At 66.7% G+C, this 19816-nt stretch carries 17 protein-coding genes; 7 read left to right on the top strand and 10 right to left on the bottom strand.

Annotation, left to right across the window (positions count from 1 at the left end; genetic code table 11):
- The first annotated feature begins 1 nt into the window (after window position 1).
- Window positions 2–631 (top strand): RNA-binding protein, encoded by a 630-nt coding sequence (locus FBT96_RS11285; protein WP_136906688.1) that lies wholly within the window; start codon window positions 2–4, stop codon window positions 629–631.
- Window positions 628–3153, top strand: a complete 2526-nt coding sequence (gene infB / locus FBT96_RS11280; protein WP_136906685.1) for a translation initiation factor IF-2 — start codon at window positions 628–630, stop codon at window positions 3151–3153. The genes FBT96_RS11285 and infB overlap by 4 nt, the downstream gene beginning before the upstream one ends.
- Window positions 3154–3236: 83 nt before the next feature.
- Here infB and FBT96_RS20685 read toward each other — a convergent pair whose 3' ends face one another.
- The 4 genes from FBT96_RS20685 to FBT96_RS11265 all read right to left on the bottom strand — a co-directional run bounded on the left by FBT96_RS20685 (window position 3237) and on the right by FBT96_RS11265 (window position 6344).
- Window positions 3237–3374: a hypothetical protein gene (locus tag FBT96_RS20685; protein ID WP_013065963.1), complete on the bottom strand. Its 138-nt coding sequence runs from the start codon at window positions 3372–3374 to the stop codon at window positions 3237–3239.
- Between the two features lie 172 nt (window positions 3375–3546).
- On the bottom strand, window positions 3547–3984 hold the full coding sequence (locus tag FBT96_RS11275; protein ID WP_136906683.1) for a (deoxy)nucleoside triphosphate pyrophosphohydrolase: 438 nt from the start codon (window positions 3982–3984) through the stop codon (window positions 3547–3549).
- A complete protein-coding gene (gene argJ / locus FBT96_RS11270; protein ID WP_394347672.1) occupies window positions 3981–5345 on the bottom strand; it encodes a bifunctional glutamate N-acetyltransferase/amino-acid acetyltransferase ArgJ in 1365 nt (454 codons plus the stop codon). The genes FBT96_RS11275 and argJ overlap by 4 nt, the downstream gene beginning before the upstream one ends.
- 129 nt (window positions 5346–5474) lie before the next feature.
- Window positions 5475–6344 carry a peptidylprolyl isomerase gene (locus tag FBT96_RS11265; protein WP_136906679.1) on the bottom strand — a complete coding sequence of 290 codons (870 nt, stop codon included), beginning with the start codon at window positions 6342–6344 and terminating at the stop codon, window positions 5475–5477.
- A gap of 183 nt (window positions 6345–6527) precedes the next feature.
- Between FBT96_RS11265 and secA the strand changes: the two genes are divergently transcribed.
- Window positions 6528–9242: a preprotein translocase subunit SecA gene (gene secA / locus FBT96_RS11260; protein ID WP_136906677.1), complete on the top strand. Its 2715-nt coding sequence runs from the start codon at window positions 6528–6530 to the stop codon at window positions 9240–9242.
- Window positions 9243–9439: 197 nt separating this feature from the next.
- Window positions 9440–10372, top strand: a complete 933-nt coding sequence (locus FBT96_RS11255; RefSeq protein ID WP_136906675.1) for a hypothetical protein — start codon at window positions 9440–9442, stop codon at window positions 10370–10372.
- Here FBT96_RS11255 and radC read toward each other — a convergent pair.
- The 3 genes from radC to dnaK all read right to left on the bottom strand — a co-directional run bounded on the left by radC (window position 10369) and on the right by dnaK (window position 14378).
- A complete protein-coding gene (gene radC / locus FBT96_RS11250; RefSeq protein ID WP_136906673.1) occupies window positions 10369–11133 on the bottom strand; it encodes a RadC family protein in 765 nt (254 codons plus the stop codon). The two genes, FBT96_RS11255 and radC, sit on opposite strands and share 4 nt — an antisense overlap.
- A gap of 105 nt (window positions 11134–11238) precedes the next feature.
- Window positions 11239–12393 carry a molecular chaperone DnaJ gene (gene dnaJ, locus FBT96_RS11245; RefSeq protein WP_023922356.1) on the bottom strand — a complete coding sequence of 385 codons (1155 nt, stop codon included), beginning with the start codon at window positions 12391–12393 and terminating at the stop codon, window positions 11239–11241.
- Between the two features lie 68 nt (window positions 12394–12461).
- Window positions 12462–14378, bottom strand: coding sequence for a molecular chaperone DnaK (dnaK, locus tag FBT96_RS11240; protein WP_136906671.1), 1917 nt, complete (start codon window positions 14376–14378; stop codon window positions 12462–12464).
- Between the two features lie 169 nt (window positions 14379–14547).
- Here dnaK and FBT96_RS11235 point away from each other — a divergent pair, with 169 nt between their 5' ends.
- On the top strand, window positions 14548–15183 hold the full coding sequence (locus FBT96_RS11235) for an alpha-ketoglutarate-dependent dioxygenase AlkB family protein (RefSeq protein WP_136906669.1): 636 nt from the start codon (window positions 14548–14550) through the stop codon (window positions 15181–15183).
- A 52-nt stretch (window positions 15184–15235) separates the two neighbouring features.
- On the opposite strand, the gene mutY is transcribed toward FBT96_RS11235, so the two are convergent.
- Window positions 15236–16294, bottom strand: a complete 1059-nt coding sequence (gene mutY, locus FBT96_RS11230; protein WP_136906667.1) for an A/G-specific adenine glycosylase — start codon at window positions 16292–16294, stop codon at window positions 15236–15238.
- A gap of 81 nt (window positions 16295–16375) precedes the next feature.
- On the opposite strand from mutY, the gene FBT96_RS11225 reads away from it, so the two are divergent.
- Complete coding sequence (locus FBT96_RS11225; protein WP_136906665.1) at window positions 16376–16957, top strand: DUF721 domain-containing protein; 582 nt, start codon at window positions 16376–16378, stop codon at window positions 16955–16957.
- Complete coding sequence (locus FBT96_RS11220) at window positions 16954–17616, top strand: DsbA family protein (protein WP_136906663.1); 663 nt, start codon at window positions 16954–16956, stop codon at window positions 17614–17616. The genes FBT96_RS11225 and FBT96_RS11220 overlap by 4 nt, the downstream gene beginning before the upstream one ends.
- Here FBT96_RS11220 and lpxK read toward each other — a convergent pair.
- Window positions 17613–18602 (bottom strand): tetraacyldisaccharide 4'-kinase, encoded by a 990-nt coding sequence (gene lpxK, locus FBT96_RS11215; protein WP_136906661.1) that lies wholly within the window; start codon window positions 18600–18602, stop codon window positions 17613–17615. The genes FBT96_RS11220 and lpxK overlap by 4 nt on opposite strands.
- Complete coding sequence (locus FBT96_RS11210; protein WP_169583391.1) at window positions 18602–19807, bottom strand: 3-deoxy-D-manno-octulosonic acid transferase; 1206 nt, start codon at window positions 19805–19807, stop codon at window positions 18602–18604. The genes lpxK and FBT96_RS11210 overlap by 1 nt, the downstream gene beginning before the upstream one ends.
- Window positions 19808–19816 lie beyond the last annotated feature (9 nt).

Genomic DNA, 19816 nt, shown 5'->3' with positions numbered 1-19816 from the left:
GATGAGCCGCGGCGGCAAGGACAAGAACACCGAGGATCCGGAACGGCGCTGCATCGTCACGGGCGATGTCGGGCCGAAGGCCGGGCTTGTGCGGTTTGTCCTTGGCCCCGATGGCATGATCTATCCGGATCTGGCCGAAAAGCTTCCCGGCCGGGGCATCTGGGTGACTTCGGAACGCGCCGTGCTTGAAAAGGCGGTCGCAAAGGGGCTGTTTGCCCGCGCCGCAAGGTCGCAGGTGAAGCTGCCCGAAGACCTGTGTCAGCTTGTCGAAGACGGGCTGGCGCAGCGGGTGGTGGAGCTGCTATCCTTGAGCCGAAAGACCGGCCATGCGGTCTGCGGCTTCGAAAAGGTCAAGGGCTGGCTGGCGGATGGCAAGGCCAAGGTGCTGTTTCAGGCCTCGGACGGATCGGAACGCGGCAAGGGCAAGCTCTGGACTCCGCCCGGCGGGCGCTGGTTCGGTTGCCTGACGGCCTCGGAAATGGGTTTGGCTTTTGGCCGCGACCATGCCATACACGGCGCGCTTGCGGCTGGGGGACTCACCCCGCGTGTAATCAGAGAAGCGGCAAGGCTTGCGGGTTTGCGCAAGCAGGACGGCGGCGATACCGCCATGAAGGATACGAAGACGGCATGAGCGATACGGACGGCAAAAAACCCCTCGGTCTTGGCGGCGCCCGCCCCGGTTCGGTGAAGCAGAGCTTCAGCCACGGACGCACGAAAAATGTGGTGGTCGAAACCAAGCGCAAGAAGGTGGTGGTGCCGAAACCCGGTTCGGCCCCTGCCAAACCGGCCGGTTCGCCCGCGCTGGGCGATCCTTCGCGGCGTCCTGCGGGCATCTCGGATGCCGAGATGGAGCGCCGTCTGCGGGCGCTGCAAGCCGCCCGCGTCCGCGAGGTCGAAGAGGCCGCGCAACGTGTCGCCGATGAAAAGGCCCGCGAGGAAGAACGCGAACGCCGCCGCGCCGAGGCCGAGGCCAAGGAACGCGAAGAGCGCGAACGCGAAGAAGCCCTGCGGCTGAAGGCCGAGGAAGAAGCGCGCAAGGCCCGCGAGGCCGAGCTGCGCGCGCAGAAAAAGGAAGAGGTCCGGGCGAAACCGGCCGCGAAGCCCGCTCCGGCCGATCCGGCTGCGGCCGAGGCTGCCGCCGCGCGTGCCGCGACCAAGGGTGTTTCGAATACCGGCCCGCGCAAGACCGACCGCGACCGCGACGATCGCAATGCCACGCCTGACCGCAACAACAAGGCGGCCAAGGGCGGCGACGAGGGCCGTCGCGCCGGCAAGCTGAGCCTGTCGGACATCGAGGGCGAAGGCGGGCGTCAGCGCTCGCTGGCCGCGATGAAGCGCAAGCAGGAAAAGGCCCGGCAAAAGGCGATGGGCTTCGGCCAGAAAGCCGAAAAGATGGTCCGCGACGTGCAGTTGCCGGAAACCATCGTGGTGTCGGAACTGGCGATCCGGATGGCCGAACGCGCGGCCGACGTGATCAAGGCGCTGATGAAGATGGGCATGATGGTCACCGCGAACCAGGCGATCGACGCCGACACCGCGGAACTGATCATCGAGGAATTCGGCCACCGCGCCGTGCGCGTCTCGGATGCGGACGTCGAACAGGTGATCGACACCGTCGAGGACAAGGCCGAAGACCTGCATGCGCGGCCGCCGATCATCACGATCATGGGCCACGTCGACCATGGCAAGACCTCGCTTCTGGACGCCATCCGCCACGCCAATGTGGTGTCGGGCGAAGCGGGCGGGATCACCCAGCACATCGGCGCCTATCAGGTGACGACGGATTCGGGCGCGGTCCTGACCTTCCTCGACACGCCCGGCCACGCCGCCTTCACCTCGATGCGGGCCCGTGGCGCGCAGGTGACGGATATCGTCGTGCTGGTGGTGGCCGCCGATGACGCGGTGATGCCGCAGACGATCGAGGCGATCAACCACGCCAAGGCCGCCAAGGTGCCGATGATCGTGGCGATCAACAAGATCGACAAGCATTCCGCCAATCCGCAGAAAGTGCGGACCGACCTTCTGCAGCACGAAGTCGTCGTCGAAGAGATGGGCGGCGAGGTGCAGACGGTCGAAGTTTCGGCCAAGACCGGCTTCGGGCTCGACAAGCTGCTGGAAGCGATCGCGCTGCAGGCGGAAATCCTCGAGCTTCAGGCCAACCCCGGCCGTGCGGCGCAAGGTGCGGTGATCGAAGCGAAACTTGACGTCGGCCGCGGTCCGGTGGCGACGGTTCTGGTGCAGCACGGCACGCTGAAACGCGGCGACATCTTTGTCGTCGGCGAGCAGTGGGGCAAGGTGCGGGCGCTGGTCAATGACAAGGGCGAGCGCGTCGACGAGGCCGGTCCTTCGGTTCCGGTCGAGGTTCTGGGCCTGAACGGCACGCCCGAAGCGGGCGATGTGCTGAACGTGGTCGAGACCGAGGCGCAGGCGCGTGAAATCGCCGACTACCGCGAGAAAGCCGCCAAGGACAAGCGCGCTGCCGCCGGGGCCGCGACGACGCTGGAACAGCTGATGGCCAAGGCCAAGGCGGACGAGAACGTCTCGGAACTGCCGGTGCTGGTGAAGGCCGACGTGCAGGGCTCGGCCGAGGCGATCGCCCAGGCGCTGGAGAAGATCGGCAACGACGAGGTCCGCGTGCGGGTGCTGCATTCGGGCGTCGGCGCGATCACCGAAAGCGACGTCGGTCTGGCCGAGGCTTCGGGGGCGCCGGTGATCGGCTTCAACGTCCGGGCCAATGCGCCCGCGCGGGCGAGCGCGAACCAGAAGGGTGTCGAGATCCGCTACTACTCGATCATCTATGATCTGGTGGACGACATCAAAGCCGCCGCCTCGGGCCTGCTGAAAAACGAAGTGCGCGAGAATTTCATCGGCTATGCCGCGATCAAGGAGGTCTTCAAGGTCTCCGGCGTCGGCAAGGTCGCTGGCTGCCTTGTCACCGAAGGCGTGGCCCGCCGCTCGGCTGGCGTGCGCCTGCTGCGCGACAACGTGGTGATCCACGAAGGCACGCTGAAGACGCTCAAGCGCTTCAAGGACGAGGTCAAGGAAGTGCAATCCGGTCAGGAATGCGGCATGGCCTTCGAAAACTACGACGACGTCCGCGCGGGCGATGTCATCGAGATTTTCGAGCGCGAGGAGGTCGAGCGCAAGCTCTGACCTTTGTCGCCGCGGCGGGAACAGTGAAAAGGGGGGCGAAAGCCCCCCTTTTGCAGTCCGTGAGTGAGTGTGTGGTCGGTGGATCAGGCGTTGTTGCGCATCACGGGCTTGCCCGCGAACAGCCTATCCCCAACCCGGACAACGATTTTTCCATTTTCGAGCTGCGACTCGAACGTTCCCTGCACGGAGACGCAGCTGCCGACGACGATGGTGCGAAGCATGAGACATCCTCCCTAGAAATCTCGATTACACCTTCAGCTTAGTCACGATTGCTTAACAAAGTGCAAACGAAAAAGTGCGCCAGAGGTATCTTTTGGATAGTTTTGTTGCGGCAAGGGGCAACATGACGCAGGAAAATTGCCGCATTGCGGAATTTTCGCTGCGTCTGCGCGGTCAGAGCCAGTCCTGCAGCACCGGGATCAGCGGCTCGTCGGCGGGCGGCATCGGGTAGTCGCGCAGCCTTGCGGGCGCCACCCAGGCCAGTTTCTGCCCCTCGCGCGGTTGCGGCGTGCCGGACCAGCGGCGGCAGGCAAAGAGCGGCATCAGCAGGTGGAAGCTCTCGTAGCTGTGGCTGGCAAAGGTCAGCGGCGCCAGACAGCTGCCCCAGGTGTCGATGCCCAGTTCCTCGTGCAATTCGCGGATCAGCGCCGCTTCCGGCGTTTCCCCCGGTTCGACCTTGCCGCCCGGGAATTCCCAAAGCCCCGCCAGCGACTTGCCCTCGGGGCGCTGCGCCAGCAGCACCCGGCCATCGGCATCGATCAGCGCCACCGCACTGACCAGAACCACCCGCGCAGTGGTCGGCGCGGGCGTGGGACCGCAGGGCGAGGTCACGAGCGGTAATCCGCGTTGATGTCGATGTAGCGATGCGTCAGGTCGCAGGTGAAGACCGATTTCGCCGCCTTGCCCAGCCCCAGATCGATGCCGATCACCAGCTCCTGCCCCTTCATGTAGGCGGAGGCGGCCTCCTCGGAATAATCCGGCACGCGCCAGCCGTTTTCCGCCAGAACCATGTCGCCGAAGGAAATCCGCAGCTTGTCACGGTCGGCCTTGGCGCCCGACTTGCCGACGGCGGCCACGACGCGGCCCCAGTTCGCGTCTTCACCGGCGATCGCGGTTTTCACCAGCGGCGAATTCGCCACCGCCATCGCCACCTTGTGCGCGTCGTCGGCAGTGGCCGCCCCGCTGACCCGGATCTCGACGAATTTCGTCGCGCCCTCGCCATCGCGCACCACCTGTTGCGCCAGATCCAGCATCACGCCGCGCAGCGCCGCCTCGAAATCCTTGGCCGCGCGCGAGCGCAGATCGGTGATTTCCGCCGCGGCCGAGCGCCCGGTGGCGGCCAGGATCAGCGCATCCGAGGTCGAGGTGTCGCTGTCCACGGTGATCGCGTTGAACGTGTCATCGACATGCCGCGACAGCATTTTCTGCAGCAGTTTCGACGGGATCTTCGCATCGGTGAACAGATAGACCAGCATCGTCGCCATGTTCGGCGCGATCATCCCCGAGCCCTTGGCGATGCCCGCGATGCGGATCGGCCCGCCGTCGCCCTGCACCTCGGCACAGGCGCCCTTGGGGAAGGTGTCGGTGGTCATGATCGCCCGCGCGGCGGCTTCCATCCCGGCCGGGTCCAGCGCGGCGACAAGGCCGGGCACGGAAGCGACGATGCGCTCATGCGGCAGGGGCTCGCCGATCACCCCGGTGGACGACGAAAAGACCCGGTTGATCGGCAGATCCAGCGCCTCGGCGACGGCGCCGGTGACGGCATCGACCGAGGCCTGCCCGGCGGTGCCGGTGAAGGCATTGGCATTGCCCGAGTTCACCACGATCGCCGCGCCGGTGGTTTCATCCGCAAGGCCCGCCAGTTTCGCCTGGCAATCGAGCACGCAGGCGGCCCGGGTCGAGGAGGTGGTGAAGACGCCCGCGATCGTCGCGCCCGGCGCGATCTGCGCCAGCATCACATCGGTCCGGCCCGCATAGCGCACACCCGCGGCGGCGGCGGCAAAGGACACGCCCGCGATCACCGGCAGGGCGGGGAAGGCGGCGGGGGCCAGCGGCGAGACCGGTGCCTTGGGTTTCGCGGCGGCAGCGGTTTCGGCTGCGGCGGTGGCCGCGGCAGAGGCGGCCGCCGTCGCGGCTTCGGCCACGCCCTCGCGCAGCGCCGAGGCGACCTCGGTCACCTCCTCGCGCAGCATCGCCACCGCATCCTCGGTGATCTCGCCCAGCTGCGAGCGCAGGTCCTTCACCTTCGACTTCAGCTTGGCGATCTTGTCTTCGAGTTCGCGTTTCTTCGCCATCGTCTTCTCCCCCTCCATCCGCGGACCTTACTTGGCGCCGAAGAAATTCGGCGTCTTCAGCACCGCGGGATCGATCCCTTCGACGCGCTTTTCGACCTTGGCCTTGGCCACGGTGTCGGTCACCCGGTCCTGCACCGCCTGCTGACGCAGATCGCCCGAAAGCTCCTCGGTCGCTTCCTCCAGCGTCGGCGCGGCGCCCAGACGGCTTTCCATCAGCTTGATCACATGCCAGCCATATTCGGTCTGCACCGGGCCCTTGATCTCGCCCGCCTTCATCGCGGCGACGGCCTCGGCAAAGGGCGGCACCATCGCGGTCAGATCGAACCAGCCCAGATCGCCGCCATTCGCCGCCGCGCCGTCTTGCGACTTCGCCTTGGCCACCGTGGCGAAATCGGCGCCGCCGTCGATCTCGGCCTTGATCGCCTTGGCCTCGGCCTCGGTCGGCACGATGATATGGGCGGCGTGATATTCGCGGCTCGGTTCGGCCTTGGCGAATTTCGTGTCATAGGCCGCCTTCAGCTTGTCGGGCGTCACCGCGCGCTCGGCGGTGTAATCGAGCAGCATCCCCGCCAGATAGGCGCGGCGTTCGACCTCCAGCGCGATCTCGTCGCGGCGGGTCATCATGCCTTCGCCCACTTTCGACAGCGCGGTCTGCTGGATCAGCTGATCCAGCACGCCGTTGAACAGCACCTCGTCGGGCAGTTGCTGATATTCCGCGGGCAGGCTGTTGCGGACCGAAACCATCATGCCCAGCGTGATGTCGGTGCCGTCAACGGTGGCGACGACGGTTTCCGGGCCGGGGGGCGTCGCCGGTTTCGCGGCCTCCTCGGCCAGCGCCGGACCGGCCAGAAGCGCCATCACGGCGACAGAACCCAGAACGCGTGTGAAAATCGGCATCAAAGCCTCTCCCGCAGGGCCGCGGCACCCCGCGGCGTTGACACTCGGACGGCAGCCCCTTACATCGCCAAGGGTCTTGTGAAGGCCGTTTCGCCCTTATCCGCTTGCCGTTCTACGGGTGCGCGGCGGGTGCGACAAGACCGCATTTCACACGATTTGGTCAGACGAACCCGCGGAGAAAAAATGCTGGGCCTCGGTTACATTGGAAGAAAGCTCTTCGGCACGCCCAACGACCGCAAGGTCAAGCGGACGCGACCGCTGGTGGCGAAGATCAACGCGCTGGAACCGGCCTTCGAAAAGCTCTCCGATGCCGAGATCGTGGCGAAAACCCGCGAGCTGCAGGCCCGCGCGCAATCGGGCGAAAGCCTGGATGCGCTGCTTCCCGAAGCCTTTGCCAATTGCCGCGAGGCCGCCCGCCGGGCGCTTGGCCTGCGCGCCTTCGACACCCAGCTGATGGGCGGGATCTTCCTGCATCAGGGCAACATCTCGGAGATGAAAACCGGCGAGGGCAAGACCCTTGTCGCCACCTTCCCGGCCTATCTGAACGCGCTGGCGGGCAAGGGCGTGCACATCGTCACGGTGAACGATTATCTGGCCAAGCGCGACTCGGAATGGATGGGCAAGGTCTATCGCCATCTGGGTCTGACCTGCGGCGTCGTCTATCCGTTCCAGTCCGATGATGAAAAGCGCGCCGCCTATGGTGCGGACATCACCTATGCGACGAACAACGAGCTGGGCTTCGATTATCTGCGCGACAACATGAAATCCTCGGTCGCGGAGATGTATCAGCGCGATCACTTCTTCGCCATCGTCGACGAGGTGGACAGCATCCTGATCGACGAGGCGCGGACGCCCTTGATCATTTCGGGCCCGTCGCAGGACCGGTCCGACATGTATCGCACGCTTGATGCCTATATCCCGTTCCTGACCGAAGAACATTACAAGCTCGACGAGAAACAGCGCAACGCCACCTTCACCGAGGAAGGCAACGAGTTTCTCGAACAGAAGCTGCAGGCCGATGGGCTCCTGCCCGAGGGCCAGTCGCTTTACGACCCGGAAAGCACGACGATCGTGCACCACATCGGCCAGGCTTTGCGGGCGCACAAGCTGTTCTTCAAGGATCAGAACTATGTCGTCACCGACGACGAGATCGTCTTGATCGACGAATTCACCGGCCGGATGATGAAGGGCCGCCGTCTGTCCGACGGTCTGCATCAGGCGATCGAGGCGAAGGAACGGGTGACGATCCAGCCCGAAAACGTCACGCTGGCCTCGGTGACCTTCCAGAACTACTTCCGGCTTTACCAGAAGCTGGCGGGGATGACCGGCACCGCGGTGACCGAAGCCGAGGAATTCGGCGACATCTATCACCTGGGCGTGGTCGAAGTGCCGACGAACCGTCCGGTGGCCCGGAAAGACGACCACGACCGCGTCTATCGCACCGCCAAGGAAAAATACGCCGCGGTGATCGAGGCGATCAAGACCGCGCATGAAAAGGGCCAGCCGACGCTGGTTGGCACCACCTCGATCGAGAAATCCGAGATGCTCTCGGAGATGCTCAAGGCCGAGGGGCTGCCGCATAACGTGCTCAACGCGCGTCAGCACGAACAGGAGGCGCAGATCGTCGCCGATGCGGGCCGTCTGGGCGCGATCACCATCGCGACGAACATGGCCGGGCGCGGCACCGACATTCAGCTGGGCGGCAACGTCGAGATGAAGGTTCTGGAAGAGATCGCCGCCAATCCCGAGGCCGCCCCCGAAGAGATCCGCGCCCGGATCGAGGCGGAACATGCCGCCGAAAAGCAAAAGGTGATCGAGGCCGGGGGGCTGTTCGTTCTGGCCACCGAACGGCATGAAAGCCGCCGGATCGACAACCAGCTGCGCGGCCGCTCGGGCCGTCAGGGCGACCCGGGGCGGTCCTTGTTCTTCCTGTCGCTCGAAGACGATCTGATGCGGATCTTCGGCTCGGACCGGCTGGAAGGCGTGCTGTCGAAACTGGGCATGAAGGAAGGCGAGGCGATCATCCACCCCTGGGTGAACAAGTCGCTGGAACGGGCGCAAGCCAAGGTCGAGGGCCGCAACTTCGACTGGCGCAAGCAGCTTTTGAAATTCGACGACGTGATGAACGACCAGCGCAAGGCGGTCTTTGGCCAGCGCCGCGAGATCATGGAAACCGACGAGATTTCCGAGATCGTCGCCGATATGCGCCAGCAGGTGATCGATGACCTGATCGACGAATTCGCGCCGCCGAAAAGCTACGTCGATCAATGGGATATCGAGGGGATGCGGGCGGCGTTCATCGACCATGCCGGGGTCGATCTGCCGCTGGCGGACTGGGCGGCCGAAGAGGGCGTCGATCAGGACGTTCTGCGCGAACGGGTGACGGCGGCGCTCGATGCGGTGATGGCGCAAAAGACCGAAGCCTTCGGCGCCGAGACGATGCGGGTGATCGAAAAGCAGATCCTGTTGCAGACGATCGACGCGAAATGGCGCGAACATCTGGTGACGCTCGAACATCTGCGCTCGGTCGTGGGTTTCCGCGGCTATGCGCAGCGCGATCCGCTGTCGGAATACAAGACCGAGTCGTTCCAGCTGTTCGAGAGCATGCTCGACAGCCTGCGCTACGAGGTGACGAAACGTCTGGGCCAGATCCGTCCGATGAGCGACGAGGAACGCGCCGAGATGCTGCGCCAGCAGGCCGCCGCCCTTGCCGCGGCCGAGGGGGCTGCTGATCCGGCCGAAGCGCCTGCGCCGCAACCGGCGGCCCCGGTGGCGCTTGCCGCCGCGCCGGGATTTGTCGAATCGGATCCCTCGACCTGGGGCGAGCCCTCGCGCAATGACCCCTGCCCCTGCGGCTCGGGCGAGAAGTTCAAGCATTGCCACGGCCGTCTGGCCTGAAACAAAGGCGGCGAAATAAGGCGGCAGCCCGGGGCGCAACCGGGCTGTCGTTTTCATTATCCTGTTGATCTGTTTGTATATTTGTGAAAATCCCCTGTCGGGGTGACGTTTCCCTTTTGGAAACCGTGCCGCAGTCCGGCCCAAGCTTTGCCGAGATTGCGCGTTAACCTTTTGGCAAGAAGCAGGAGGATCCGGGCATGAAACCGATTCACAAGATTGCCATGGTCTGCACCACCTTCGTTCTGGCGGCGGCCACCGGGCATGTCATGCAGACGGCCGCGCCAGAGGGGCTGCACGCCGGGTCGGCCCGGCCGGTGACGGCCGCGGTGATGCCGGGCGCCCGGGTGCATCTGGCCGAGGTCGCGCCTGCGCCCGCGCTTGTTCTGCCGAAGCTGACGGTGCCCGCGATGCGCCGCCCCGCCGCCGAAGCCGCGCTGGGCCCGTTGCCGCAGGACAGCGGCGTCGCGCCGACCGGATGTGCTGCCCCGCAGCTGCAGGCCGAGCTTGCCCCCGGGGCCTCGGTCCGGCTGACCGTGCTTGCGCCCTGCCATGGCGCGGAACCGGCCGAGATCCGCCACGCCGGGCTGCGCCTGCCGATCCGGCTTTCGGACGACGGCGGCTGGAGCGGTCTGGTGCCCGCCTTTGCCGAGCAGGCGGTCTTTGCGCTCGGCCTTCCGGGGGAGGGGACCGCGCCGCAGGTGGCGCTGCGCGTGCCCACGCTGGCGACGGTCAACCGCCTCGCGGTGACGTTTGCGCCCGAAACCGGCTTGCAGCTGCATGGCTATGAATACGGCGCCGCGCCCGGCTCGATCGGTGATGTCTCGGTGGCGCTGCCGCGTGCGGCGGACACCCCTTTGGGCGGCTGGATCACCAGCTTCGGCCCGCCCGGCGCCGCGCAGGCGGTGCAGATCTATTCCGCCCCGGCGGCGATGTCGGACATTCGGCTGGTGCTGGAGGCGCCGGTGACGCCGCAGACCTGCGGCAAGGACATGGCCGGTTCGGTCCTGCGCCAGCTTGGCAAGGCGACCGATCAGGCGCAGCTGTCGCTGGCGATGCCCGGTTGCGACGATGGCGAGGGCGCGGTGATGATGCCGCTGCCCGGCTTCCCGCTGGCCGTGGCGGCGAATTAAAGCAGCCCTTCGGCGCGAAAGCTGAGTTCGCGGCCCTTGCCGATCACCAGATGGTCGTGCAGCACCAGCCCCAAAGCCTCGGCGGCGTGGCGGATCTGCTCGGTCATCGCGATGTCGGCCTGCGACGGCGTCGGATCGCCCGAGGGGTGGTTATGCACCAGAATCAACGCCGAGGCGTCCAGCTCCAGCGCCCGTTTCACCACCTCGCGCGGGTAGACGGGGACATGATCCACGGTGCCGCGCGCCTGTTCCTCGTCGGCAATCAGCAGGTTCTTGCGGTCCAGGAACAGCACCCGGAACTGCTCGGTCGGGCGATGCGCCATCGCGGCGTGGCAATAGTCAAGCAGCGCCTGCCAGGACGACAGCACCGGCCGCTGCAACACCCGCGACCGGGCCAGCCGTTGCGCCGCCGCCTCGACGATTTTCAGCTCCTGCACCACGGCCTCGCCGACGCCGGTGACCTCGGTCAGCCGCACCGCGGGCGCCGCCAGCACATGGCCGAAACTGCCGAAGACATCGAGCAGCCGCCGCGCCAGGGGCTTCACATCCTGCCGCGGCAGGGCGCGAAACAGGATCAGTTCCAGAAGCTCGTAATCGGGCATCGCCTCGGCGCCGCCCGTGATGAAGCGTTCCCGCAGCCGCTTGCGGTGATCGGTGATGTAAGAGGGCAGCCGGTCGGAGGAGAGAGAAACCGGCTGCGCCTCGTCCGGGTCGCCAAACAGGGTCGGCCCTTCGTCAAAGCTGGAGGTTCGGGTCTTCATGCCCCCAGCTTGCGCCGTCATGGTAAAGAAAGGGTTAACGTTTCTTCTTGGCCTAAATACGCAAAAGGGCGCCCGCAGGCGCCCCCTTTCGGTCTGATCAAAGGCTCAGCCCTTCATCCCGTCCCAGAAGCTTTTCACCTTCTGGAAAAACGACGCCCCCTCGGGGTTGTTCTCGGCCTGAATGCGCTGGAATTCGTCCAGCAGTTCCTTTTGCCGCGTGGTCAGGTTCACCGGCGTTTCGACCGCAAGCTCGATCACCATGTCGCCGATGCCGCCACCGCGCAGCGCGGGCATGCCCTTGCCGCGCAGACGCATCTGCCGACCGGACTGGCTGCCCACCGGCACCTTGACCTTGGACCGGCCGCCGTCGATCGTCGGCACCTCGACCTCGCCCCCCAGCGCCGCCGAGACCATGCTGACCGGCACCCGGCAGAACAGGTTCACCCCGTCGCGCTGGAAGATCGCATGCTCGCGTACCTCGATGAAGATATAAAGGTCGCCCGAGGGCCCGCCGCGCATCCCGGCCTCGCCCTCGCCCGCCAGACGGATCCGCGTGCCGGTTTCCACCCCCGCGGGGATGTTGACCGACAGCGTCCGTTCCTTCTCGATCCGGCCCGAACCGTGACAGACGCGGCAGGGGTTCTTCACCACCTGACCCTGCCCGCCACAGGTGGGGCAGGTGCGTTCGACGGTGAAGAAGCCGTTCTGCGCCCGCACCTTGCCCAGACCCGAACAGGTCGGACAGGTTTGCGGTTCCGCGCCCCCTTCGGCCCCGGTGCCGTTGCACGATCCGCAAGCGGCCGAACCCGGAACGGTGATCGTCTTTTGCGACCCCTTGAACGCCTCTTCCAGCGTCACCCGCATGTTGTAGCGCAGGTCCGAGCCGCGCGTCGCCCGCGACCGGCCACCGCCGCCCGCGCCGCCGCGCCCGCCCATGAAATCGCCGAACAGATCCTCGAACACATCCGAGAAAGCCGAGGAGAAATCCGCGCCCTGACCATAAGGCCCGCGCGGACCGCCGCCGCCCATGCCGCCCTCGAAAGCCGCGTGACCGTAGCGGTCATAGGCAGCCTTCTTGTCGCCATCCTTCAGCACGTCATAGGCTTCGTTCACTTCCTTGAACTGGGCCTCGGCCTGCGGATTGTCCTGATTGCGGTCGGGGTGCAGTTCCTTCGCCTTGCTGCGATAGGCCTTCTTGATCTCCTCGGCCGAGGCGCCCCTGGACACCCCCAGAACCTCGTAGAAATCACGCTTCGCCATTGGAAAGCCCCACTGCGAGAACACGGAAGCGAGCCCCAAGACGGGGCCCGCTCCTCAGGTTCCGGCGCTTACTTGCGCTTGTTTTCACCCATGTCCTCGAAGTCGGCATCGACGATGTCATCGTCCACCGACCGCGGGCCGTCCCCGTCATCCGACGCGGCGCCGCCCTCGGTCGAGGCCTGCGCCTTGTAGATCGCCTCACCCAGCTTCATCGCGGCATCGGTCAGGTTCTGCACCGCGCCCTTGATCTTGCCCGGGTCTTCCGACTTCAGCGATTCTTCCAGCGCGTTGCAGGCCAGCTCGATCATCTCGACGGTCGAGCCATCGACCTTGTCGCCATGCTCTTCCAGCGACTTGCGGGTCGAATGCAGCAGGCTTTCGCCGGTGTTCTTCGCCTCGACCAGTTCCTTGCGCTTCTTGTCGGCTTCGGCGTTGGCTTCGGCGTCCTTGATCATCTTTTCGATGTCATCATCCGACAGACCGCCCGAGGCCTGGATGGTGATCTGCTGTTCCTTGCCGGTGCCCTTGTCCTTGGCCTTGACCGAGACGATGCCGTTCGCGTCGATGTCGAAGGTGACTTCGATCTGCGGCACGCCGCGCGGCGCCGGGGGGATGTTTTCCAGGTTGAACATGCCCAGCATCTTGTTGTCGGCGGCCATTTCCCGCTCGCCCTGGAAGACGCGGATCGTCACCGCGTTCTGATTGTCCTCGGCGGTCGAGAAGATCTGGCTCTTCTTCGTCGGGATCGTGGTGTTGCGGTCGATCAGACGGGTGAAGACACCGCCCAGCGTCTCGATGCCGAGGCTGAGGGGGGTGACGTCCAGCAGCACGACATCCTTCACGTCGCCCTGCAGCACGCCCGCCTGAATCGCGGCGCCAAGGGCCACGACTTCATCCGGGTTCACGCCCTTGTGCGGTTCCTTGCCGAAGAACTTCGTCACTTCCTCGACGACGCGCGGCATCCGGGTCATCCCGCCGACCAGCACGACCTCGTCGATCTCGTCCTTCGAGACGCCCGCATCCTTCAGCGCCGCGGCGCAGGGCTTGAGCGAGGCCTTGATCAGATCATCGACCAGGCTTTCCAGTTTCGCGCGGGTCAGCTTCATCACCATGTGCAGCGGCACGCCGGTCGCCGCGTTCATCGAGATGAACGGCTGGTTGATCTCGGTCTGGCTGGCCGAGGAGAGCTCGATCTTCGCCTTTTCAGCCGCTTCCTTCAGCCGCTGCAGCGCCATCTTGTCCTTGGTCAGATCGACGCCGTGTTCCTTGCGGAACTCGTCGGCAAGATAGGTGACGATCCGCATGTCGAAGTCTTCACCGCCGAGGAACGTGTCCCCGTTGGTCGATTTCACTTCAAAGAGGCCGTCGTCGATTTCAAGGATCGTGATGTCGAAGGTGCCGCCGCCAAGGTCATAGACGGCAATCGTCTTGCTGTCCTTCTTGTCAAGGCCATAGGCCAGCGCCGCCGCGGTCGGCTCGTTGATGATGCGCAGCACTTCCAGACCGGCGATCTTGCCCGCGTCCTTCGTGGCCTGACGCTGGGCGTCGTTGAAGTAAGCCGGAACGGTGATCACGGCTTGCGTCACGGTCTCGCCCAGATAGCTCTCGGCGGTTTCCTTCATCTTCTGCAAGATCACGGCCGAAACCTGCGCCGGGGAGAATTTCTCGCCGCGCACTTCCACCCAGGCGTCGCCGTTGCCGCCGTCGACGATGTTGTAGGGCACCAGTTTCTTGTCCTTTTCCACCTCGGCATCGGTGGTGCGGCGGCCGATCAGGCGCTTGACCGCAAAGACGGTGTTGGTCGGGTTGGTCACGGCTTGCCGCTTGGCGGGCTGGCCGACCAGACGCTCGTTGTCGGTGTAGGCGACGATCGAGGGGGTGGTGCGCGCCCCTTCCGAATTCTCGATCACGCGGGGTTGCGAGCCGTCCATGATGGCGACGCAGGAGTTGGTCGTCCCAAGGTCGATCCCGATGACTTTGGCCATTTCAATACCTCTTCTTTCGGCGACAGGTGGGGGCGGGTCCCATCAGGCCCCCGGCCCCTATCCCAAGGTTTCCAGACGGTCCGGCGCAGGTGGCCTGCTCCGGCTTCCCGGCGTATATAAGGAGGGGAAAATAGCCCTGCAAGAACTGACGCGCGGGAGTTTGCGACAAATGCCACAATCCGCCCGACCGGTGCAGATTCGCCCTGATCCGCAGGAAATCCGCGGCTTTCGCCATTACCCCGGCTGGCTTGTGCCCACGGAACAGGCAGCCCTTGTCGAAGACCTGCGCGCGGTGGTGGCGGCGGCGCCGCTGTTCTCGCCGATGACGCCCTATGGGCGGCCGATGTCGGTGCGGATGACCTCGGCCGGGCGGTTCGGCTGGGTGGCCGACCGGCGCGGCTATCGCTACAGCGAAACGCATCCCTCGGGCGGGGCATGGCCGCCGATCCCGGAAAGCGTGCTGGGCCTCTGGCGGGCGGTGTCCGGGTCGGATCGCAGCCCGGACTGCTGTCTGGTGAACTTCTACGGCGAAAAGGCCCGGATGGGCCTGCACCAGGACCGCGACGAAGCGGATTTTTCCCAGCCCGTCGTGTCGATCAGCTTGGGCGATGACGGGCTGTTTCGGATCGGCAACGAGACGCGCGGGGGATCGACGCAAAGCCTCTGGCTGCGTTCGGGCGATGTGCTGGTGATGGGCGGTTCCGCGCGGCTGCTTTACCATGGCATCGACCGGATCGCGCCCGGCACCTCGACGCTTCTGCCGCAGGGCGGGCGCATCAACCTGACGCTGCGCGTGGTGACATAGGCGGCAAGGGCGTATTTGCACCAAGAAGAAACCTGCATCCCTTTATCTTGCCTCAAATATCCCGGGGGGGCGGAGCCCCTGCCTGCGCCGTGTCCCAGACCTTGCGCATCACCGTGGGCAGGGCGGCGGGCGAAAAGTCCGCTTTCGGCGTGAATCCTTCGCCCTCGGTCTGGGTGACGAAGACCCGCAGCCGCAGGTGGAAATGGGTGAAGGTGTGGCGGACCTCGTGCGACAGCGGGGTCCAGTCGGCGCTCAGCGGCGGGCAGGGGGCGGGTTCGCTCTCGGCCCAGTCCGAGCCGGGAAAGCCGAGCATCCCGCCCAGAAGCCCCTTGTCCGGGCGACGTTCCAGAAGCACCCCGCCGTCGGGGGCGAGCGCGACATAGGCCAGACCGAAGCGGGTCGGTTTCTCGGGCTTGGGCATCTTGCGCGGCAGCTCTGCCGCGATGCCCCGCGCCGTTGCGGCGCAGAAATCATTGACCGGGCAAAGCGCGCAGACCGGGTTGCGCGGGGTGCAGATCGTCGCGCCCAGATCCATCATCGCCTGCGCATGATCGCCGGGGCGAAGCTTGGGCGTCAGCCGCCCGGCCTTGTCCACCAGCTCCGGTTTCGCCGCGGGCATCGGGGTTTCAACCGCCCAGAGCCGCGCCACCACCCGTTCCACATTGCCATCGACCACTACCGCGGGCTCGTCAAAGGCGATCGCCGCCACCGCCGCCGCCGTATAGGGGCCGATGCCGGGCAGGGCCTGCAGGCCCTCGGAGGTTTGCGGAAACCGCCCGCCCGCCGCCGCCACGGCACGGGCGCATTTCAAGAGGTTGCGGGCGCGGGCGTAATAGCCAAGCCCTGCCCATTCGGCCATCACCGCACCATCCTCGGCTGCGGCCAGATCGGCCACGCCGGGCCAGCGCGCGGTGAAGCGGCGGAAATAATCGCGCACGGCAGCGACGGTCGTCTGCTGCAGCATCACCTCGGAGAGCCAGACGTGATAGGGATCGGGCCGCACGCCCGCGGCGCGGTCTGCCGGACCGACGCGCCAGGGCATCACCCGCGCCTGTCGGTCATACCAGGCCAGCAGCGCCGCCCCCGCTTCTGCCTCGCTTCCGTCACGCAATCTTTATGGCCCCCCGCCCCATTCCTCTGGCTTTGCCCCGTGGCCTGCCTAGAATAGGACCAAGTTCCGGAAAGGACAGGGATGGACGACGATCACCACCACCACGCGCCGTCCGAGCGCCCCGCGGCGCCCGCGAAGCTGCGCCGGATGCGCGGCTTCGAGCCGGCTGCCGGTCTGGTGAAGGAGCGCATCCGCGCCGCAGGGGAAGCGCGCGGTTTCGCCATCGCCCGTCTGGTGACGCATTGGGCCGAGGTCGTCGGCGCCGAGATCGCCGCCCATGCCCGCCCGGTGAAGATCGGCTACGGCCGCGAAGGCATCGGCGCCAGTCTGACGCTGCTGGTCGCGGGGCCGATGGCGCCGATGATCGACATGAGCCGCGAAAAGATCCGCGCCAAGGTCAATGCCTGCTACGGCTACAACGCGATTTCGCGCATCCTGATCACCCAGACCGCCGCCACCGGCTTTGCCGAGGGGCAGGCGGCCTTTGCCCCGGCGCCGAAAAAGGCCGCCCCGAAACCCACCCCCGAGGTCTGCGCCAGGGCGCAGGCGGCGACCGAGGGCCTGGCCGATGCCGGGCTGCGGGCGGCGCTGGAAGACCTTGCCCGAAACATCCTGATGAAACCCGCCAGACGGCGGGACGAGCTGAGAAAGGCTGATCCATGAACCGACGTTCCCTTTTGCTTGGCCTCGCCGGTGGCGCCGTGGTTGCGGCTGCGGGCGGCGGCTATGCCGTGCTGCGGCAGGCCCCGGCCGAGACGCTGATCGCCACCCCGGCCGAGGCCGCGTCGGGCGGCGCCATCCTGCCCGATGTCGCGCTGGGCCGCGCCGATGCGCCGGTGACGCTGATCGAATATGCCTCGTTCACCTGTTCGCATTGCGCCCGGTTCCACGAGACGGTGTTTGGCGCCCTCAAGCGCGATTACATCGACACCGGCAAGGTCCGCTTCATCCTGCGCGAGGTCTATTTCGACAAGTTCGGTCTTTGGGCCGGGCAGGTGGCGCAATGCGGCGGCGATCTGAAATATTACGGCATCGCCGGGATGCTGTTTTCCGAACAGAAATCCTGGATCGGCGACGGGACCGAGGCGGTGATCGCCGAGAACCTGCGCAAGATCGGCATCAAGGCCGGTCTGACCAAGGACCAGATCGAGACCTGTCTGAACGACACCGCCCGCGCCGAGGCGATGGTGATGACCTATCAGAAGAACGCCTCCGCCGATGCGATCGAGGCCACGCCGACGCTGGTGATCAACGGCCAGAAATACGACAACATGGGCTATGCCGAGCTGAAGAAGATCCTCGACGCCAAGCTGGGGGGTTAAAGCCCCAGCCCTTCGAGGGCCCTGAGAAGCGGTGCGGCGTCTTCGAAGACCAGCCGCACCGGCAGCGCCAGCACCTTCGGCCGGAACGACATCGGCAGCCGGGCGGCGTCCTTTTCCGTTGTCACCAGCTGGGCATCCAGGAAGATCGATTCGGTTTCCAGCCGCGTCAGCAGCTGCGCCGAGAACGGTTGATGATCATCCAGCGCCTCGGCCCGCACCACCTCGGCGCCCAGACCGCGCAGGGTGGCAAAGAATTTCTCCGGATGGCCGATGCCCGCAAAGGCCAGCACGCGCTGGCCCTCCCAGTCCATGCCGGTGGGCAGCGGCACCAGCTGCCCGCGCAGATGCGGCACCGGGATCTGCGCCCCCCAGCGGGCGGCAAAGCTTTCCTGCGCCGGGACCGGCCCGATCGAGAGCGCCAGATCGGCCCGGGCCATGCCCTCGGCCACCGGCTCGCGCAGCGGCCCCGCGGGCAGGCACAGGCCATTGCCGAAGCCCTTGGCCGCATCGACCACGACGATCGAGAGATCCTTTTGCAGCGCCGGGTTCTGATGCCCGTCATCGAGCAGGATCAGCTTTGCCCCGGCCGCCATCGCCGCGCGGGCGCCCGCCGCCCGGTCACGCGCGACCCAGGTCGGCGTGAAGGCGGAAAGCAGCAGCGGCTCGTCGCCCACATCGGCGGCACGGTGGCGCCTTTCGTCGACGCGGACCGGGCCGGTCAGGCTGCCGCCATGGCCGCGGCTGACCACATGCGCCTCCAGCCCGCGCGCGGCCAGAAGCTGCGCCAGCGCGATCACCGTCGGCGTCTTGCCGGTGCCGCCCGCATTGATGTTGCCCACCGAAATCACCGGCACCGGCAGCCGCAGCCCCGGTTTCGCCACCCGCAACCGGGTGGCCGCGGCATAGATCCGCCCCAGCGGGCCAAGCAGCCGCGCCCGCAGCGCCGGGCGGGCGGGGTCGGTGAACCAGAAACCGGGGGCTTGCATCACGTTGTCCTTTCTGCGCGGGCGGCGTCGAATTCCCGCAAGATCGCCCGCACGATGGCCTCGGCCGCAGCCGCCCCGCCCGAGGTCACGGCCCAGGCGTTATGCGCCAGAACCGCGGCGCGGTCGGGCGACATCAGATCGGCAATGGCCTCGCCAAGCGAGGTGTCGTCATGGATCGACCGCGCCGCCCGGGCTTCGTCGAGCCGGGCATAATCGGCGGCGAAGGGCGCGGTCTGCGGCCCGTGCACCACCGCCGAGCCGAGCGAGGCCGGTTCAAAGGGCGACCGCGCCTGACCGGCCGCGCCGATCAGCGTGCCGCCCATGTAGCTGACCGGGGCGATGCGATACCAAAGCCCGTATTCGGCCGGATCATCGGCCAGAAAGATTTCCGTCTCGGCATCGGGCTCGCCTTCCAGCGAGCGGCTCGCCACCGCCCAGCCCGCATCGGTCAGCCGGTCGCCCAGCTCCAGCGCGTCGTCGGGCTGATCCGGCGCAAGGATCAGCAGCATCCGATGCGCGTGGTGCTGCGCATGCGCCTGCGCCGCCAGCACGGCGTCGATTTCCGCGGGCGGCACCGCGGCGGCCAGCCAGACCGGCCGCGTATGGGTCAGGCTCGCCATCGAGGCCCGTTCCGCCTCGGAACAGCGCAAAGGCTTCGGCGGCAGGCCGAGGACGCCGCCGACATCGATCTGCGCCGGGTCAAGCCCCTGGCGTTCGAGCAGCCCGAACGAGGCCTGATCGCGCACGACGATCCGGCGGATCCGCCGCAACAACCCGCGTTGCCCGAACCGGCCCAGACGGCGGGCGGGCGGCGGCAGGCAGACATCCACCATCATCACCGCAATTCCCGCCCGGTCGGCCGCGGTGATCAGCCCGCCCGGCAGGTCATTGCCGAAAAGCACCACCAGCCCCGGCTTGACCCGGTCAAGCAGATCCCGCGCGGCGGCAAGGCTGTCTTCGGGCGGGGCCGCGACTTCGACGGTTTCGGGCAGCGTCGCCTCCGGTCCCGGCGGCAGCGCCAGCATCACCCGCATCTCGGGGCGCAGCCGTTCGAGACGCGCCAGAACCTGCCGCGCGCCCTCAAGGCCGGCATGGGCGGCCTCGGGGCCGACCTGCATCCAGATCAGCGGCCCCGGGGCCTCGGGCGGAAGGTCCGTTGCGGCCTCGGCCTCTCCGCGCCACCAGCGGGCAAGCGATCCCAGCATCGGGGCCAG

It is taken from the genome of Rhodobacter capsulatus (genome assembly GCF_005144475.1).
Lineage (GTDB): Bacteria > Pseudomonadota > Alphaproteobacteria > Rhodobacterales > Rhodobacteraceae > Rhodobacter > Rhodobacter capsulatus_C.
The sequence above is the reverse complement of the archived record's forward strand: the minus strand, read 5'-3'. Positions and strand labels throughout refer to the sequence as shown.

Excerpts from the sequence above, each read along its gene's own strand:
- FBT96_RS11285 (WP_136906688.1), top strand. The coding sequence starts at position 2 with ATGAGCCGCGGCGGCAAGGACAAGAACACCGAGGATCCGGAACGGCGC.
- infB (WP_136906685.1), top strand. The coding sequence starts at position 628 with ATGAGCGATACGGACGGCAAAAAACCCCTCGGTCTTGGCGGCGCCCGC.
- FBT96_RS20685 (WP_013065963.1), bottom strand. The coding sequence starts at position 3,374 with ATGCTTCGCACCATCGTCGTCGGCAGCTGCGTCTCCGTGCAGGGAACG.
- argJ (WP_394347672.1), bottom strand. The coding sequence starts at position 5,345 with ATGCTGCGCGAGGAGGTGACCGAGGTCGCCTCGGCGCTGCGCGAGGGC.
- FBT96_RS11265 (WP_136906679.1), bottom strand. The coding sequence starts at position 6,344 with ATGCCGATTTTCACACGCGTTCTGGGTTCTGTCGCCGTGATGGCGCTT.
- secA (WP_136906677.1), top strand. The coding sequence starts at position 6,528 with ATGCTGGGCCTCGGTTACATTGGAAGAAAGCTCTTCGGCACGCCCAAC.
- FBT96_RS11255 (WP_136906675.1), top strand. The coding sequence starts at position 9,440 with ATGAAACCGATTCACAAGATTGCCATGGTCTGCACCACCTTCGTTCTG.
- radC (WP_136906673.1), bottom strand. The coding sequence starts at position 11,133 with ATGAAGACCCGAACCTCCAGCTTTGACGAAGGGCCGACCCTGTTTGGC.
- dnaJ (WP_023922356.1), bottom strand. The coding sequence starts at position 12,393 with ATGGCGAAGCGTGATTTCTACGAGGTTCTGGGGGTGTCCAGGGGCGCC.
- dnaK (WP_136906671.1), bottom strand. The coding sequence starts at position 14,378 with ATGGCCAAAGTCATCGGGATCGACCTTGGGACGACCAACTCCTGCGTC.
- FBT96_RS11235 (WP_136906669.1), top strand. The coding sequence starts at position 14,548 with ATGCCACAATCCGCCCGACCGGTGCAGATTCGCCCTGATCCGCAGGAA.
- FBT96_RS11225 (WP_136906665.1), top strand. The coding sequence starts at position 16,376 with ATGGACGACGATCACCACCACCACGCGCCGTCCGAGCGCCCCGCGGCG.
- FBT96_RS11220 (WP_136906663.1), top strand. The coding sequence starts at position 16,954 with ATGAACCGACGTTCCCTTTTGCTTGGCCTCGCCGGTGGCGCCGTGGTT.
- lpxK (WP_136906661.1), bottom strand. The coding sequence starts at position 18,602 with ATGCAAGCCCCCGGTTTCTGGTTCACCGACCCCGCCCGCCCGGCGCTG.
- FBT96_RS11210 (WP_169583391.1), bottom strand. The coding sequence starts at position 19,807 with ATGCTGGGATCGCTTGCCCGCTGGTGGCGCGGAGAGGCCGAGGCCGCA.